Raw genomic sequence first — 15,983 nt, forward strand, 5'->3', positions numbered from 1 at the left:
CCGTCGCACGACGATGTTGAACGCGACGCGCCATGCCTGCCGCCAACGCTTTACCGACATGGCCATCACCTACAAGACTCCCGAAGACATCGCGCGTTTGCGCATCTCAGGCCGGCTCGCCGCCGACGTGCTCGCCATGATCGGCGAGCATGTGAAGCCCGGCATCTCGACGGGCGAACTCGACGCGATCTGTCACGACTACATCGTCGACACGCAGAAGGCGATTGCCGCCAACGTCGGGTACATGGGCTTTCCGAAGACGGTATGCACATCGGTCAATTCCGTCGTATGCCACGGCATCCCCGATCGCAGCGAGATCCTCAAGGACGGCGACATCATCAACATCGACGTGGCCGTCATCAAGGACGGCTACTTCGGCGACACGAGCCGCATGTACACGGTCGGCACGCCGAGCCCCGTCGCGCGGCAACTGATCGACACGACGTATGAGGCGATGCTCGCGGGCATCCGCCAGGTCAAGCCGGGCGCGACGCTCGGCGACGTCGGCCATGCGATCCAGCAGATCGCGCAGCGCGAGGGCTTTTCGATCGTGCGCGACTACTGTGGGCATGGCATCGGCAAGGTGTATCACGAGGACCCGCAGGTGCTGCACTACGGCCAGCCGGGGCAGGGCGTGCGCCTGAAGCCGGGCATGGTGTTCACGATCGAGCCGATGATCAACGCGGGCCGCGCCGGCACGTCGGTGATGCGCGACGGCTGGACGGTCGTCACCAAAGACCGCTCGCTGTCGGCGCAATGGGAGCACATGGTCGCCGTCACCGACGACGGCTACGAGCTGCTCACGCCGTGGCCGGACGGCACGGGGAGCTACGAGGCGCCCTGATGCGCCTTGCCGAGCCATGAAGCGCGGTGGCGTGCGGGAGCGATCTGCAGGCTGACGGGCTGAAAGCGCTGGCGCGGCGCGGCGCAACGCAACGCGAACTGGCTGGGCCTCGCGTGTGCCGGTTTTGTGGATGCATGTCAACCCATGCGCGCTGGGTCGCACTGCGCCGAATTAAAGATTTGACTCACGCGTCGGTTCGGTTAAAGCTACGCGCTAGCGCTTTACCCGGATGACACAAGGGATTTAAGGGATTTTCGAACGCATGAGTCCTTCACTGACCGTTCGCCGTATCGCAGCCGATCAGGGCGTCGTCTTCCGCGAGCTTCGTACCGCCTCGCTGCGCGAAGCGCCTTACGCATTCGGCGAGACGCTCGAAGAAGCGCTGTCGGCCGATGCGTCCACGTTCGAAGAAACGGCCGCGCGGCACGCCGCATCGGCCACGTCGACATCGTTCATCCTGTACACGGAAGGGCATCCCGCCGGTCTCATCGGTGCGTGCTTCGAGGACGCGCCCTCGCATCGCGCGTTCGTCAGCGAGCTGTGGGTCGCGCCCGCCGTGCGGCATCTGCGCGGCGGCGAGCTGCTCGTCAACACGGCGAGCGGATGGCTGGCCGGAGCCGGCGCCACCGAAATCTACGCCTGGATCGCCGACGAGAACCGCAACGCAATGCGTTTCTACGAGCGCCTTGGCTTTGGCCCGACGGGCGAGCACGAGCGCATTGCACGCGCGCCGGACCAGTTCCAGACGCTGCTCGTGCGTCACGTGCCGCAAGAGTCGGCATCCGACGATACCGCTCGCGGGCAGGCCGGTTAAGCGCCCCCAGCCCCTTTTCAGCGTCTCCGATCGTTTCTCCGGGCGCGTGTCTCGCACGCTTTCTTCCCACTTTTTGTCGATCCGTCCAGCCCGGACCAGCACGCACGCGGCATTTTCCTGTCGCGTGAAGACTTATTGGCAAAAATGCTCACCGTTCGCCAGGACGCCTGTAAAATACGCAAAATTTTTTGCCGAACGCTATGTCGCCGAAGAAATCGCCATTTTTTGAACTGCGCAGTGGCGCGGTCGACACATTGCTGTTTGTCGTCAAGACGACCAACCTCGATGAGATGCGTGCCGAGCTGACCCGGCGCTTCGAGGCGACGCCCGAATTCTTCGCGAACGACACTGTCGCGATCGACGTGCGCCGTCTCGCGGAAAACGAGCGCGTGCCGCTCGCGGACATCGCGAAGCTGCTGGACAGCGTGCGCATGCGTCCCATCGGCGTCGTCGCCGACAGCACGCAACACGGGTGGGCGAACGAAGCCGGCCTGCCGCTGCTCGATGCGCGCGACGCTCGGGACGCGCGTGTCAGCAAGAGCAATGCGGACGCAGGCAGCGACGAAGCAAAGGCTGCCGCCACGGCGAAAACAGATGCGGCTCCGGCAGCGGATGCTGCCGAGCCGGAGCAGGCCGGGTCGGGTGCGGCTGAACCCGTGCGCATCGGCACCTCGTCGCAGACGATGGTGGTCGACAAGCCGTTGCGCTCAGGCCAGCGTATCTACGCGAAGGGCGATCTCGTCGTGCTCGGCATGGTGAGCAACGGCGCCGAAGTGATCGCGGAAGGCAACATCCATATTTACGCGCCGTTGCGCGGCCGCGCTCTGGCGGGCGTGCACGGCAATCACGACGCGCGCATCTTCTGCACGTGTCTCGAACCCGAACTGATCTCGATCGCGGGCATCTACCGGACGACCGAGAACCCGCTGCCTGCCGACGTGCACGGCAAGCCGGTGCAGATCTGGCTCGAAGATGAAAAGCTGATGATCGAACCGCTGCGGCTCACCTGACGCGTGCGCCGCGCATGCAGTGCGCGCGCTGCGCGATGGAACTCCCGCCGGACTCAATAGACGAATAGACGAACACAAGGTAAAGGGTAATGGCAAAAATCATTGTGGTGACTTCGGGCAAGGGTGGCGTAGGCAAGACGACCACGAGCGCGAGTTTCGCATCCGCACTCGCATTGCGTGGTTCGAAAACGGCAGTGATCGATTTCGACGTGGGCCTTCGCAATCTCGATCTCATCATGGGTTGCGAGCGCCGCGTGGTGTACGACCTGATCAACGTGATCCAGGGCGAAGCCAACCTGAACCAGGCGCTGATCAAGGACAAGAAGTGCGAGAACCTGTTCATCCTGCCCGCCTCGCAGACGCGCGATAAAGACGCGCTGACGATGGAAGGCGTCGAGAAGGTCATCAACGACCTGATCGCGATGGACTTCGAATACATCGTCTGCGACTCGCCGGCGGGTATCGAATCGGGCGCTCTGCTCGCCATGCACTTCGCCGACGAAGCGCTGATCGTGACGAACCCGGAAGTGTCGTCGGTGCGCGACTCGGACCGTATTCTCGGCATTCTGTCGTCGAAGACGAAGCGCGCGATCGAAGGCAAGGAGCCCATCAAGGAGCATCTGCTGATCACGCGCTACAACCCGAAGCGCGTGAGCGAAGGCGAGATGCTGTCGCTCACGGATATTCAGGAAATCCTGCGCATCGACCTGATCGGCGTGATTCCGGAGTCGGAAGCCGTGCTGCATGCGTCGAACCAGGGCTTGCCCGCTGTGCACCTCGACGGCACCGATGTCGCCGAAGCGTACAAGGACGTCGTATCGCGTTTCCTCGGCGAGCAGAAATCGCTTCGCTTTACCGATTACCAGAAGCCGGGCCTGCTGCAGCGCCTCTTCGGCACCAAGTAAGGGGGGCGCACGTGATGTCCATTCTTTCGTTTTTGCTGGGCGAGAAGAAGAAGTCTGCGTCGATAGCGAAGGAACGCCTGCAGCTGATCATCGCGCACGAGCGCGTAGGCGGCAAAGCGCCCGCCGATTATCTGCCCGCGTTGCAACGCGAACTCGTCGCCGTGATCTCGAAGTACGTGAAGATTTCGGACGACGATATCCGCGTCAATCTCGAACGTCACGACGACCTCGAAGTGCTCGAGGTCAAGATCGAGATTCCGCAGGCTTGAGCGGTCTGTAGCGTCTTTATCGCCTGACGCGCGTCACCATGAACGGGTGGCGCGCTTTTGCTGTGCTCCCGTTTTTCGTGCGCGAGTTCGCTGCGCACTTTCTCCCGTCGATTCCCCCGAAATAATCCGTTGCACTTGAGGGCATGCGGTAACACGTCCGCTGTCAGCCCTTTCGTCACCTCGCGCATTGAACGGACAACGCCGTCATTCGGTGCTGACACAAGAGGTGAAAACATGAACAAGTCGATTCGTCTGCTCGCTGCTTCCGCTGTGCTCGTAGTGTCCGGTCTGTCTGCCGCCGCTTCGGCGTCGGCTGCGGAAGTGATCGTCGTGGCGCCGTCCGCGCCGCCCGTCGAGCGCATCGAAGCCGTGCCGGCTCCGCGCGCGGGCTATGCGTGGGACAAGGGCCACTGGCGCTGGGAACATGGCCGCTATGCGTGGGTGCCGGGTCACTGGCAGGTCGAGCGCGTCGGCTATCACTGGGTGCCGGGCCACTGGGTCGCGCATGGTCCGAACTGGCGCTGGGTGCAAGGCCACTGGGCGTGATGCGAGGTTGAACCGGCGGGCTGGGATGGCGCGTGTTGACGGCATCGCGCGCGGTCATCCACCCGTCCTCCGAACGCGCCCAAGAGCGCGCTTTATCGCAACCATCAAGGGAGTCGTCACATGAGAAAAAGAACCTTGCTCGCGATCGCCGTGCTGGCGGTCACGTTGGCCGGTTGCGTCGTCGTGCCGGCTCGTCCGGTGTATTACCATCCGGTCGGCATCGTCGTGTACTGACGATTGTGGGGAGGTCGGGCGCATCACTGCGGGATGCGCCCGATTTTTTTAATAGCAATGGCGAAAGCCAATCTGCCGCGAGTTCATTCTTTTGCTTCGTTGCGCGTCGTCGGTTGTTCTTCGCTACGACTTTCTTCTTCGTCGACTGAAGGCGCAGCAGAAGCCGCAGGCGTCATATACCGGTTCGCCAGCGCCTCGTACAACGGCGGCGCAAACACGCTCGAAATCCGGCTCGACACGAGCGCCGTCGCCATCAGCGAAATCACGAGCGCGTGGCCGTTGATCATCTCCATCACGATCACGAACGACGTGATCGGCGACTGCGTCACGGCCGCGAGATAGCCGACCATGGCGAGCGCGATCAGCATCGGCAGCTGCATGTCGCTGAAGGCCATGTGCAGCACGTTGCCGAAGCCCGCGCCGATCGACAGCGACGGCGCGAAGATGCCGCCCGGAATGCCCGGCAGATACGAGCCGATCATCGACGCCATCTTCAGCAGCGGATAGAACACCGACAGATGCTCGGTGCCGTAGAGCAGTCCGCGTGCTTCCGCGTAGCCGCTGCCGAAGGTCGTGCCGCCCGACACGAGACCGGTTACCGCAATGACCAGACCGCACAGCGCGGCGAACGCGACAGGGCGCTCACGGTTCAGGCTGAGCAACGGCGCGGGAATCCAGCGCTCGGTGTTCAGCAGAAGCCAGCCGAACACGCCGCCCGCGATGCCCGTGACGATGCCCGTGATGACGACGGCCACCGCAAGGGAATCGGGGAAATGCGTGCCGATGTCGATCGTGCCGAAGTACGTGTAATTGCCGTTCAACCCGAGCGCGATGATGCCGGCAATGATGATGGCCGTGATCAGCACACCGCTGGCGCGCGCCTCGAAGCTGCGGGTCAGTTCCTCGATGGCGAAGACGATGCCCGCCAACGGCGTGTTGAAGGCCGCCGACAGGCCGGCCGCCGCGCCCGCCAGCACCAGTTGCCGTTCGATCAGCGCGTTCGAGCGCGGGTAGAGGCGGCGCAGGTTGAACATCAGCGCTGCGCCGACCTGCACGGTCGGCCCTTCGCGACCGATCGTGAAGCCGCCGAGTATCGCGAGAAACGACACCAGGATCTTGCCGAGCAGAATGGGGAAGGTCAGCAGCCGCATGCCGGCGGCGCTCGTGTTGGAATGCAGCGTCGCGATGACCTGCGGGATGCCGCTGCCTTCGGCGCCGCGAAAGAAGCGCCGCGTGAGCCAGACCGACGCCGCCGCGACGGCGGGCGTCAAAAACAACGTGAGCCACCGGTGCTCGTTCTGCAGATGGAGGAACGCGTTGTAACCGAAGTCGATCAGCCGCGCATAGAAGACGGCGGTGAGGCCGACGGCGATCGCGCCCAGCCAGAAAATGCCGTACTGACGCCACAGACGTCGTACGCGCCGGCCGATGCTCGAGGACAGCAGGAGTGTCCGTGACATGGGGAGTCGGGCTGGGAAATGGGCAAATTATAGTCGTCTGGCGGGCGGCGGCGAGGCGAAAACGGGCCGGATGTCTGCCGGAACGGCCGCGTCGCGCCCGGTGACCTGTCAAGGGAGGTAACGTCTGGTAACGACAGAACAGCTGCCGCAAGATTGGCCACTGCCCATTTTGCGGGCAATTATCGAGATGGTCGGCTAAAATTACAGATTGCGAGCGCGCAGCCAGCGCCGCCACAACCCGGGCCATCAATGAAGCGAATTCTCATCGTCAAAGTCACCTCCATGGGCGACGTGATACAGGCTCAGCCGATCGTATCGGATCTGAAGCGCGCGTTTCCCGGCGTCGAGGTCGACTGGGCAGTCGATGAATCGTTTGCCGAGATTGCCCGCTGGAATCCCGGCACCGACCGGGTGCTGTGCGCGCCGCTGCGCCGCTTCAAGAAGGCGCGCCGCTGGTCGGATTTCAGGGCGATCTGGCAGTCGATCGCCGAACTGCGCGCGCATCGCTATGACGTCGCGCTCGACATTCACGGCGTCTACAAGAGCGCGATCATCGCGTTCCTGTCCCGGTCGCGCAAGCGCCTCGGTTATCGCAACGAGCATCTCGGCGAGCGCGGCGCTGCATTCGCCTACACGGGCCGGTTCGCGCCGACGCGCGATCGCAATGCGTGGAGCGGCATGCGCGAGACGGTCAGCACGGCGCTCGGCTATCCGCTCGACAATCCCCCTGACTACAACCTCCATGTTCCCGCGCCGACTAGGCCGCTCGTCGATACGGGCGGACGCCGTCTGGCGATGCTGTTCCACGCGGCGTCCAAGGACGACAAGAAGTGGCCGGCGTCGCACTGGATCGCCATCGCGCAGGAGTTGGTGAGGCGGGGCTTCCATGTCGTCGTGCCGTGGGGGTCGCAGGCGGAGCGCAGCGAGGGGCTCGAGATCGTCGATCAGGTGGAAGGCGCGGAGCTGCTGCCGCAATTGAGCGTGACCGAAATCGCCCAGGTGATCGCGGCGTCGGACTTCGTGATCGGCGTCGATACGGGCTTCGTTCATCTGGCGCACGCGCTCGGCAAGCGCACGGTGATGATCTTCATCGCGACGTCGCGGGAAACGTTTGAGAACAACGTGCCGTTCCGGTCGGTTTCGATCGGGGACGGCAATTCGGTACCGCCCGTCGCCGAGGCGCTGGCCGCCATCGATCACGTGCACGCCGACCCGCTCGGTCTCGGCGGACAGGGCAAATCAGTCGCCGCGGCCTGAGGCCGGCAGGGAAAGCGGGCGGAGCGGGAGAAAAAAGAAAAGAGGCGCACGCGCAGTTCGCCCAAGTTCGGACGCCGTCGCGAGGCGCCTCTGAAAAGCCCGCGCCTGAAGCGCGCGGACCGAGAGGAAACCTGCAGAACAAACCTGTACAACATCCGTAGAGACCGCGCGGGTGTGAACAAGTTCAACCATTTTTGATTTTTTTCGAATTTTGCGGCGACGCTTCGTGTCGGCCCGGCGTCTGCCGTTTCCTTGTGGCATGCGGCGATAGATTCGCTTGATGCGCTCGCAATCGTCATTGCGTCCATTACACGCCTGTTAAAACTGTCGCTTTTCTTTTGGCTTTCGACGGCGCGTTTCGCACGCTTCGCCGACGCTCGCGGCGCCGCCAGCTCCCATTCTGTCGATGCCTTACCCGCAAAGGCTTGCCGGCCGGCCTTTCATGCGTTTTGAGTCATGTCCTCCCATACGACACGCCGTTCCTGGCGACGGTCCGTCGCGCCGTGGAACGCCTGCTGCCTGTAACACAAGCCCAGTCGATGCTTACAAATTGCAACGGTCGCGCCTGTCGGGTTCGTGTTCAATCGAGGTCATTCGGGGTTCGCTCGAATAAAACGATACTGACTCGAAAGGGAGAAAAAACGTGAAACGCTTGATCCTGGCTTTGGTGACGGGCGCGCTGCTGGCGGCATCGCTGAGCGGCTGTATCGTGGTGCCGGACGGTGGCTATCATCACCACGGCTACTACTACCGCTGATCGGGCAATGAATGCTGGTGGCCTTCAGGCCATCAGCATTTCGAAGGCGACGACGGCGGCGATCGCGGCCAGATTGGCGGCGACAGCTTCGACGACGATCGCCTTCCAGCTCGCCGGCTTGAAGCGCAGTGCGAGCAGCAGCGAGCCAAGCAGCGCCAGCGCGATGATGACGACGATATCCGCGTTGCCTAAATGAAAGTTCATCGATGCCTCCCCGTGCAGCATGGCCGCCTGCTTTGCATTCGAGTATAGGCATGTCAAAAACGGCGGCAAGCAGGGGAGTTCCCTCTTCTCGTTCGTCCGGACTCGAGCTTCTTCGACAGGCTGACAAAACAAAAAAGGCCCCGGCGCAGTGCAGCGCGCCCGGGCCTTTTCGCTTTCGGCTTTCGGCTTACGCCGACAGCCGAGGGATTACATCAGCCGTGCGTCGCGCGTCTCGCGCATGCACAGCACGCCGACGAGGCTCACCACGGCGGCGGCGGACACGTATAGTCCTACCCATGACAGGCCGCCCTTCGCGGCCAGCATCTGCGCGATATACGGCGCCACCGACGCGCCCAGAATCCCGCCCAGGTTGTATGCGACGCCTGCGCCCGTGTAACGCACGTTGGTCGGGAACAGCTCGGGCAGCAGCGCGCCCATCGGCGCGAACGTGACGCCCATCAGGAACAGCTCGATGATGAGGAACAACTGCACGAGCGTCATCGAGCCGCTGCCGAGCAACGGTGCCATCGTGAAGCCCGACAGGATCGCGGCGATGCAGCCGACGATCAGCACCGGCTTGCGGCCGAAGCGGTCGCTGGCCCATGCGGACAGCGGCGTCGCGAGCGCCATGAAGACGACGGCGACGCACAGCATGCCGAGGAAGCTCTGACGCGAGATGTGCAGTGCCGACACGCCGTACGACAGCGAGAACACCGTCGAGATATAGAACAGCGTGTAGCAGACGACCATCGCGAACGCACCGAGCAGCACCGGTCCGAGATGGCGGCTGAGCAGCGTTGCGACGGGCACGCGCACGCGCTCCTCGCGGTCGATCGCGGCCTGGAAGGCCGGCGTTTCCGCGATTTTCAGGCGCACGTACAGGCCGAGCGCAACCAGCACGGCGCTGACGATGAACGGCACGCGCCAGCCCCAGCTGCGGAACTGCTCGTCGGACAGCGACAGCGCGAGGCCGAAGAACAGCCCGTTGGAGGCCAGAAAGCCGATCGACGGCCCGAGCTGCGGGAACATGCCGAACCAGCCGCGCTTGCCGGCGGGCGCGTTCTCGGTGGCGAGCAGGGCGGCGCCGCCCCATTCGCCGCCCAGGCCAATGCCCTGGCCGAAGCGCAACACGCACAGCAGGATCGGCGCGAGGCTGCCGATCGAATCGTAGCCGGGGACGAAGCCGATCAGGGTGGTCGACAGGCCCATCACGAGCAGCGACGCGACGAGCGTCGACTTGCGGCCGATGCGGTCGCCGAAGTGGCCGAACAGGAACGAGCCGATCGGCCGCGCGATGAACGCGATGCCGAACGTGACGAACGCCGACAGTGCCTGAGCGGTCGCCGAGCCGTGCGGGAAGAACACCGGGCCGATGACGAGCGCGGCGGCCGTCGCGTAGACGTAGAAGTCGTAGAACTCGATCGCGGTGCCGATGAAGCTCGCGAAGATCACGCGCGAAGCGCTGCTCTTTCGGTCTGCGCCGGGCTGGGCGCTGGAAAGGGGCGATGTGGACATGCAGGGTCTCCAAATGTCGTGACGCAGCCGCGGGGCGGGCGGCGCACGTTTGTGTGTCTGTTTGTGCGTCTAATGGTGTGGAGCGAAGCGGGTGCCGCCGCAATTGTGCACACATCGTGGCGAACAGCGGTGCGGGCGAACCTGCTACGCGAGACGTTGCATGTGCAACGAGTCGACAGATTGCGCCGTGCCGACGGAGGTGCGCGCGGTGCGTTGCCGTCTGAACGGGCGAAGCGGCGCGAAAACGAGGCACGATGCAAACCGGGCGGACGCGCGCGCGGGTGGCGCGGCAACGTAACGGTCGTGCTGCACGAGGCGGGCGGGTGAGTCCGCGGCACGCAGCGATGGCCGGAGATTCCGGCAGATATTTAAAAAATTATAGCGAGGGCGGGCGGGGCACAGCAAGGCGAGCGCTGCGTGCCGTTGTTTGCGGCTTCGTTGCGGCGGTTCGGCTTGCGGTAGTGCTCGACTGGGTTTCGTTTCGATGCGCTTGGGTTCGCTTCGAAATGCGTTGGCGGCAGGCAGTCGAACGGCGGCGTCGAGCCCGAGCCGCCGCGTTCGCGGAACCCTCAGCGCATCGCGCGCGAATTCAATCGATCGTTTGTGCCTGCGGCGACGCGAACGTGCGCAACTGGAACTTGCCGTTGTCGTTGAAGAGCCAGTCTTCGAACATTTCCACCTGGCCTTTCGCGTTCAGCAGTTTCGGTGGCGGCAGCGGCAAGGGTGCCGAGCGACGCAAGGTCGCGAGCGCCGTGCTCTCCGCTTCGTCATCGCCGTTCGTGCGATAGACGTTCGATGCGACGATCTGGCCATTGCGATCCACTACGAACGACACGACGACGAGCGAGCGCAGCATCGCCTGCGGCGTGCCGCGCAGTACATATGACGGGTTGCGTTCGATGATGCGTTGCGCGACGACCGAGCGGTACTGATCGAGCGTCAGGCTGTTGATCGCCGCGGGCGGTGGGGTGACTTCCACGGGTCGCTGCGGCGGCGTGACGGTGAAGTTGCAGCCTGCGCAGAGCAGCGTGAAGGCGAGTGCCGCTGTTCGCCTGAATGCTGGATTGATGCGGCCGGGAAGCGAGAGGGTAGACATCGCAATAACTCGCACGCGAGATGTATCTTCATCGTAGACGATGCGTGTTGCGATTCAATGAGCGTTGCTACGGATGTGAGAGGTAGCGCGCATGCTCGTGGCATAGGCTCGCGTTTGTCGTGTCTTGACGAAGGTTTGCGAAGCGGTTGTTGCATCCTTCTGGAGCGAGAGACGACGACAGATATGTGCCGGCAAGATCGATGAGCATCCACGAGTCAGGAACGCCGCGATTCGAACCAGCGCAGCAGCTGCTTGCAAAGGCTGAACGATGGACCGATATCAAGCCGGGAGTCATGGTGCAGGATGTCTCAACGTGCGGGGCGAAACTTGTCGTTGAGTTTGACTCTTTGGAGATCGAGTCGCAGGCAAGCTGAAGAGAAAAATCTGGCGGAGGGTGTGGGATTCGAACCCACGGAGGCCGTAAAGCCTCGCCGGTTTTCAAGACCGGTGCATTCAACCGCTCTGCCAACCCTCCGAGCCCGAAATTGTAACCTGGAACGCCACGTCCTCGGGCAACAAACCGAACAAACCGCCACCCCGCTCACGAATCCTTCAAAAACAGCTCTTGAAGATCGTTGAGGAATGCCAAGCCGAGCGGCGTCGGCGCGATCTTTTCGTAGTCGCGCGTGAGCAGCCCGCGACGCTCCGCTTCCTGCAAGGCCGGTTCGATCGATGTCATCGGCAGACCCGTGCGCTCGATAAACCGATGCACCGGAAACCCTTCCACCAGCCGCAGCGCATTCAGCATGAACTCGAACGGCAGGTCGCGCGCACCGACTTCATGCTCCTCCTGCACCGCATTGCCCGAACGCGCTTCTTCGATGAACGTCGCCGGATGCTTGTAGCGCATCTGCCGCAGGATGCGGTTCGGAAACGACAGCTTCGTATGCGCGCCCGCGCCGATGCCGAGATAGTCGCCGAAGCGCCAATAGTTCAGGTTGTGCTTGCTCTGCCGATGCGGCTTCGCATACGCCGACACCTCGTAGCGTTCGTAGCCCGCTTCGCGCGTGCGTTCGTGAATCCAGTCCTGCATGTCGGCGGACGAATCGTCGTCGGGCAGCGGCGGCGGAAACTTTGCGAACAGCGTGTTCGGTTCAAGCGTCAGGTGATACAGCGACAGATGCGGCGGCGCGAACGACAGCGCCGTCTCGATGTCCGCCTGGCATTCGGCGAGTGTCTGCTTCGGCAGCGCGAACATCAGGTCGAGGTTGAAGTTGTCGAAGGTATTCGCGGCGACCTCGACGGCATGGCGCGCCTGCGCCGCATCGTGAATGCGGCCGAGCGCCTTCAGATGCGTCTCGTTGAAGCTCTGAATGCCGACCGACAACCGGTTCACGCCGCTCGCGCGAAACTGCGCGAACTTGTCGGCTTCGAACGTGCCGGGGTTTGCTTCGAGCGTGATTTCGGCATCGGCATCGAGCGGCAGCAGCGCGCGCACGTCTGACAGGAGACGATCGAGCCCCTTCGCCGACATCAGGCTCGGCGTTCCGCCGCCGATGAACACCGTATGCACCTGCCGTCCCCACACGAGCGGCAGCGCCTGTTCGAGATCGCTGCGCAGCGCGTCGAGGTAATCGTCTTCGGGAAACGCGCCGCCTTTCGATTCGTGCGAGTTGAAGTCGCAGTACGGGCACTTGCGCACGCACCACGGAAAGTGCACATACAGCGCGAGCGGCGGCAGCGAGGTCAGACGGATGCTGCCGGGCGATGTGAACGCCTTGATCACGCCGGCTCCCGTCGTCGATGCTTGGCTCACGATTCCTCCTTCAGACGCGCGAACAGCTGTTGCAATGCAATCGCGCGATGGCTGCTCGCGTTCTTCACCGCGGGCGCCAGCTCGGCCGCTGTCGCGTTCAGCGCGGGCAAAAAGAAGTACGGGTCGTAGCCGAAGCCGTTTGCGCCGCGTGGCGCATCGAGCATCTCGCCGTGCCAGCGGCCTTCGGCGATCAGCGGTTCCGGGTCGTCGGCGTGGCGCACGAGCGCGAGCACGCAGAAGTAGTACGCGCGGCGGTCGCTCACGCCGTTCAGTTGCTCGACGAGGCGCGCGTTGTTCGCCGCGTCGCTTTTCTCGCCGCCCGCGAGTTGCGCGTAACGCGCCGAATACACGCCGGGAGCGCCGCGCAAGGCGCGCACGCACAGCCCGGAATCGTCGGCGATGGCGGGCAGGCCCGTCAGCTTCGATGCATGACGCGCCTTCGTCAGCGCGTTCTCGACGAATGTCGGATGCGGCTCTTCCGCTTCGGGCACGTTCAGCGCGCCTTGCGGGATCAGTTCGATGCCCGCCGTGCCGAACAGCGCCGCGAATTCGCGCAGCTTGCCCGCGTTGTTCGACGCGAGCACGATCCTGCCCAGCGGGTTGTCTTTTCGATCAGTCACCCTTCAACTCCAGTGCTTCCTTTTGCTTCTCGATCAGCGTCCGGATTCCGGCTTGCGCGAGATCGAGCAGCTTGTTCATTTCGTCGCGCGAAAACGGCACGCCTTCCGCCGTGCCCTGAATCTCGACGAAGCCGCCGTCGCCGGTCATCACGACGTTCATGTCGGTGTCGCACTGCGAGTCTTCGTCGTAGTCGAGATCGAGCACGGGCAGGCCGTCGAACACGCCAACTGAAATGGCCGCGACGTAATCGTTGATCGGCGACGCCTCGATGCGACCCGTCGCGAGCAGCTTCGCGACGGCGTCGTGCGCGGCGACAAAGGCGCCCGTGATGCTCGCCGTGCGTGTGCCGCCGTCGGCCTGGATCACGTCGCAATCGATGTTGATCGTGCGCGCGCCGAGCCGTTCGAGATCGAACACCGAGCGCAGCGCCCGGCCGATCAAACGCTGGATTTCCTGCGTGCGGCCCGTCTGTTTGCCGCGCGCGGCTTCGCGGTCGCTGCGCGTGTGCGTCGCGCGCGGCAGCATGCCGTATTCGGCCGTCAACCATCCCTGGCCGCGGTCGCGCAGAAACGCGGGCACGCTTTCAGCGACGCTCGCCGTGCAGATCACCTTGGTATCGCCGAATTCGACCAGCACGGAGCCTTCCGCGTGCTTCGTGTAATGGCGCGTGATGCGCACGTCGCGCAACTGATCGGCGGCGCGGCCGCTGGGGCGTTTCGTGATGTCGTTCATCGTCGGAATTGGAGGAAATGAAGGAAGGGAGAGGGCGGAAGGAAACCGCAATTTTACCGCCGATCGTGTTGCCGCCGCCCGCGCCGTTCATTGCGCGGCGCGTTGGCGAATGCGCTGTGTGCCCGCACGCGAGCCGGCGGGTCCGGATCGCCGTCTGCCCGGGCTTACCCGAAGGCCGCTTCCGGCGGGTGTTCCCGGCAAAAATGGGATAATGCGCGTTCTCCGCCTCGCGTCTCGTAAACGCCGGGCGACTCGAATCCCTGGTCGTGCGATGCGATGTTCGCGCGACCACAATCGCGAGACCTATCATGATCTACAGTATGACTGGCTATGCGAGCGCCACGCGCGAACTCGCAGCGGCAACGGGCAATGGCGGCGTCAGCGTATCCGTCGAATTGCGCACGGTGAACTCGCGCTTCCTCGATCTCAACTTCCGCATGCCGGAAGACGTGCGCGTCTGCGAGCCGACGCTGCGCGAAATGCTGATGAACAAGCTGTCGCGCGGCAAGGTCGATATCCGTATCAACCTGCAGCGCAGCGAGCAATCGGCGAACGCAGGCGCGCTCAATCGCGACGCGCTCGCGCAACTCGCGTCGCTGGAACGCGCGGTGCTCGAATCGTTTCCGGATGCAGGCCGTCTGCGCACGGGCGAAATCCTGCGCTGGCCGGGCGTGCTGGCCGAGAGCGGCGTGTCGCCTGAAGTGCTGCGCGATGCCGTGCTCGAATGTGGCAAGCAGGCAATCGGCGATCTGATCGACGTGCGCGGCCGCGAAGGCGCGCAACTCGCGACGATGCTGCTGAACAACGTCAGCGAGATGGAAGCGATCGTCACGAAGATCACGCCGCTCGTGCCGGAGTTGATCGCGAAGCATCAGCAGAAGATCGTCGAGCGTTTGCAGGAAGCGCTTGGTATCGTGGCGCCGGACCAGTCGGCGACGATCGTATCGCGCGAAGAGATCGCCGAGCGCATCCGTCAGGAAGTGACGATGTACGGCATTCGCATCGACATCGCGGAAGAACTGTCGCGCCTCACCGCGCACCTGAACGAAACGCGTCATGTGATTCAAAAGGGCGGCAAGGTCGGCAAGCGTCTGGACTTCATGATGCAGGAGCTGAACCGCGAAGCGAACACGCTGGGCTCGAAAGCGGCCGCGAAAGAACTCGCGGATTCTTCGATGACGCTCAAGCTGCTCATCGAACAGATGCGCGAACAAGTACAAAACCTGGAGTAATACGGGAGTCTCACCAGCATGACCGAAACCAAACACGAAGGCAGCGCGCCGCGCAATCCGTACGCAGGCGTCTATCCCGGCAACCTGTTCATGGTCGTCGCGCCGTCGGGCGCCGGCAAGTCGACGCTCGTCAACGCGCTGCTTGCGCGCGACCCGGCGATCCGTCTGTCGATTTCGTACACCACGCGCCCGCCGCGTCCGAAGGAGCAGGACGGCGAGCACTATCACTTCACGACGGTCGAAGACTTCCTCCAGCGTCACGACGCGGGCGAGTTCCTCGAAAGCGCGGAAGTGCACGGCAACTACTACGCGACGTCGCGCGTGTGGATCGAAGAGCAGATGAAAAGCGGGCATGACGTGCTGCTCGAAATCGACTGGCAGGGCGCGCAGCAGGTGAAGAAGCAGTTCCGCAATGCCGTTGAAATCTTCATCTTGCCGCCGTCGCTCGAAGCACTCGAAGAGCGTCTGAAGAAGCGCGGCCAGGACGAACCGAATGTGATCACGCGACGCCTTCTTGCAGCGGGCAGCGAGATGGCGCACGCGGCGGAAGCGGAGTATGTCGTGATCAACGAAAACTTCGATCGCGCGCTCGCGGAACTGCAATGCCTCGTGTCGGCGACGCGCTCGCGCTTCGCATCGCAGTACGCGCGTCACACGGACCTCTTCATGCAGCTCGGCATTCACTTGCCGCACGCGTGATACGGGCGAGGTCGGAAGGACATAAGGTAGAA

At 63.6% G+C, this 15,983-nt stretch carries 16 protein-coding genes and 1 tRNA gene; 9 read left to right on the plus strand and 8 right to left on the minus strand.

Annotation, left to right across the window (positions count from 1 at the left end; translation table 11 throughout):
* Positions 1-58 precede the first annotated feature (58 nt).
* The 6 genes from map to PPGU16_RS03650 all read left to right on the plus strand — a co-directional run bounded on the left by map (position 59) and on the right by PPGU16_RS03650 (position 4,388).
* Complete coding sequence (map, locus tag PPGU16_RS03625) at positions 59-844, plus strand: type I methionyl aminopeptidase (RefSeq protein ID WP_180721747.1); 786 nt, start codon at positions 59-61, stop codon at positions 842-844.
* Between the two features lie 262 nt (positions 845-1,106).
* Complete coding sequence (locus tag PPGU16_RS03630; RefSeq protein ID WP_180721748.1) at positions 1,107-1,658, plus strand: GNAT family N-acetyltransferase; 552 nt, start codon at positions 1,107-1,109, stop codon at positions 1,656-1,658.
* Between the two features lie 200 nt (positions 1,659-1,858).
* Positions 1,859-2,668 (plus strand): septum site-determining protein MinC, encoded by an 810-nt coding sequence (gene minC / locus PPGU16_RS03635; RefSeq protein WP_180721749.1) that lies wholly within the window; start codon positions 1,859-1,861, stop codon positions 2,666-2,668.
* 89 nt (positions 2,669-2,757) lie between these two features.
* Positions 2,758-3,573 (plus strand): septum site-determining protein MinD, encoded by an 816-nt coding sequence (gene minD, locus PPGU16_RS03640; RefSeq protein WP_007175863.1) that lies wholly within the window; start codon positions 2,758-2,760, stop codon positions 3,571-3,573.
* A 14-nt stretch (positions 3,574-3,587) separates the two neighbouring features.
* Entirely contained in the window at positions 3,588-3,842 is a 255-nt protein-coding gene (minE, locus tag PPGU16_RS03645; RefSeq protein WP_007583338.1) for a cell division topological specificity factor MinE, read from the plus strand.
* A gap of 234 nt (positions 3,843-4,076) precedes the next feature.
* Entirely contained in the window at positions 4,077-4,388 is a 312-nt protein-coding gene (locus tag PPGU16_RS03650; protein WP_180721750.1) for a YXWGXW repeat-containing protein, read from the plus strand.
* Positions 4,389-4,705: 317 nt separating this feature from the next.
* Here PPGU16_RS03650 and PPGU16_RS03655 read toward each other — a convergent pair whose 3' ends face one another.
* Complete coding sequence (locus tag PPGU16_RS03655; RefSeq protein WP_180721751.1) at positions 4,706-6,082, minus strand: chloride channel protein; 1,377 nt, start codon at positions 6,080-6,082, stop codon at positions 4,706-4,708.
* Between the two features lie 249 nt (positions 6,083-6,331).
* Here PPGU16_RS03655 and waaC point away from each other — a divergent pair, with 249 nt between their 5' ends.
* Positions 6,332-7,339, plus strand: coding sequence for a lipopolysaccharide heptosyltransferase I (gene waaC, locus PPGU16_RS03660; RefSeq protein WP_180721752.1), 1,008 nt, complete (start codon positions 6,332-6,334; stop codon positions 7,337-7,339).
* A gap of 781 nt (positions 7,340-8,120) precedes the next feature.
* On the opposite strand, the gene PPGU16_RS03665 is transcribed toward waaC, so the two are convergent.
* The 7 genes from PPGU16_RS03665 to rph all read right to left on the minus strand — a co-directional run bounded on the left by PPGU16_RS03665 (position 8,121) and on the right by rph (position 14,020).
* Positions 8,121-8,300, minus strand: coding sequence for a hypothetical protein (locus PPGU16_RS03665; protein ID WP_114221529.1), 180 nt, complete (start codon positions 8,298-8,300; stop codon positions 8,121-8,123).
* 207 nt (positions 8,301-8,507) lie between these two features.
* Entirely contained in the window at positions 8,508-9,815 is a 1,308-nt protein-coding gene (locus PPGU16_RS03670; RefSeq protein ID WP_180721753.1) for an MFS transporter, read from the minus strand.
* Between the two features lie 589 nt (positions 9,816-10,404).
* Positions 10,405-10,911 (minus strand): energy transducer TonB, encoded by a 507-nt coding sequence (locus PPGU16_RS03675; protein WP_180721754.1) that lies wholly within the window; start codon positions 10,909-10,911, stop codon positions 10,405-10,407.
* A 385-nt stretch (positions 10,912-11,296) separates the two neighbouring features.
* Positions 11,297-11,386: transfer RNA gene (locus PPGU16_RS03680), tRNA-Ser, on the minus strand.
* Between the two features lie 66 nt (positions 11,387-11,452).
* On the minus strand, positions 11,453-12,667 hold the full coding sequence (hemW, locus tag PPGU16_RS03685) for a radical SAM family heme chaperone HemW (RefSeq protein ID WP_180721755.1): 1,215 nt from the start codon (positions 12,665-12,667) through the stop codon (positions 11,453-11,455).
* A complete protein-coding gene (gene rdgB / locus PPGU16_RS03690; protein WP_180721756.1) occupies positions 12,664-13,287 on the minus strand; it encodes an RdgB/HAM1 family non-canonical purine NTP pyrophosphatase in 624 nt (207 codons plus the stop codon). The genes hemW and rdgB overlap by 4 nt, the downstream gene beginning before the upstream one ends.
* Positions 13,280-14,020, minus strand: coding sequence for a ribonuclease PH (gene rph, locus PPGU16_RS03695; RefSeq protein WP_079484463.1), 741 nt, complete (start codon positions 14,018-14,020; stop codon positions 13,280-13,282). The genes rdgB and rph overlap by 8 nt, the downstream gene beginning before the upstream one ends.
* Positions 14,021-14,328: 308 nt before the next feature.
* Between rph and PPGU16_RS03700 the strand changes: the two genes are divergently transcribed.
* Both PPGU16_RS03700 and gmk read left to right on the plus strand, forming a co-directional pair.
* Positions 14,329-15,252: a YicC/YloC family endoribonuclease gene (locus tag PPGU16_RS03700; RefSeq protein WP_180721757.1), complete on the plus strand. Its 924-nt coding sequence runs from the start codon at positions 14,329-14,331 to the stop codon at positions 15,250-15,252.
* A gap of 18 nt (positions 15,253-15,270) precedes the next feature.
* Positions 15,271-15,951, plus strand: a complete 681-nt coding sequence (gene gmk, locus PPGU16_RS03705; RefSeq protein WP_180721758.1) for a guanylate kinase — start codon at positions 15,271-15,273, stop codon at positions 15,949-15,951.
* The last annotated feature ends 32 nt before the right edge of the window (positions 15,952-15,983 follow it).

This window comes from Paraburkholderia largidicola (genome assembly GCF_013426895.1).
In the GTDB taxonomy this organism is placed as follows: Bacteria; Pseudomonadota; Gammaproteobacteria; order Burkholderiales; family Burkholderiaceae; genus Paraburkholderia; species Paraburkholderia largidicola.

Bases quoted from the DNA above. Each gene is read 5' to 3' on its own strand.
- waaC (WP_180721752.1), top strand. From the start codon at position 6,332: ATGAAGCGAATTCTCATCGTCAAAGTCACCTCCATGGGCGACGTGATA.
- PPGU16_RS03655 (WP_180721751.1), bottom strand. From the start codon at position 6,082: ATGTCACGGACACTCCTGCTGTCCTCGAGCATCGGCCGGCGCGTACGA.
- PPGU16_RS03670 (WP_180721753.1), bottom strand. From the start codon at position 9,815: ATGTCCACATCGCCCCTTTCCAGCGCCCAGCCCGGCGCAGACCGAAAG.
- gmk (WP_180721758.1), top strand. From the start codon at position 15,271: ATGACCGAAACCAAACACGAAGGCAGCGCGCCGCGCAATCCGTACGCA.
- PPGU16_RS03700 (WP_180721757.1), top strand. From the start codon at position 14,329: ATGATCTACAGTATGACTGGCTATGCGAGCGCCACGCGCGAACTCGCA.
- rph (WP_079484463.1), bottom strand. From the start codon at position 14,020: ATGAACGACATCACGAAACGCCCCAGCGGCCGCGCCGCCGATCAGTTG.
- map (WP_180721747.1), top strand. From the start codon at position 59: ATGGCCATCACCTACAAGACTCCCGAAGACATCGCGCGTTTGCGCATC.
- PPGU16_RS03650 (WP_180721750.1), top strand. From the start codon at position 4,077: ATGAACAAGTCGATTCGTCTGCTCGCTGCTTCCGCTGTGCTCGTAGTG.
- minD (WP_007175863.1), top strand. From the start codon at position 2,758: ATGGCAAAAATCATTGTGGTGACTTCGGGCAAGGGTGGCGTAGGCAAG.
- minC (WP_180721749.1), top strand. From the start codon at position 1,859: ATGTCGCCGAAGAAATCGCCATTTTTTGAACTGCGCAGTGGCGCGGTC.
- PPGU16_RS03665 (WP_114221529.1), bottom strand. From the start codon at position 8,300: ATGAACTTTCATTTAGGCAACGCGGATATCGTCGTCATCATCGCGCTG.
- PPGU16_RS03675 (WP_180721754.1), bottom strand. From the start codon at position 10,911: ATGTCTACCCTCTCGCTTCCCGGCCGCATCAATCCAGCATTCAGGCGA.
- minE (WP_007583338.1), top strand. From the start codon at position 3,588: ATGTCCATTCTTTCGTTTTTGCTGGGCGAGAAGAAGAAGTCTGCGTCG.
- PPGU16_RS03630 (WP_180721748.1), top strand. From the start codon at position 1,107: ATGAGTCCTTCACTGACCGTTCGCCGTATCGCAGCCGATCAGGGCGTC.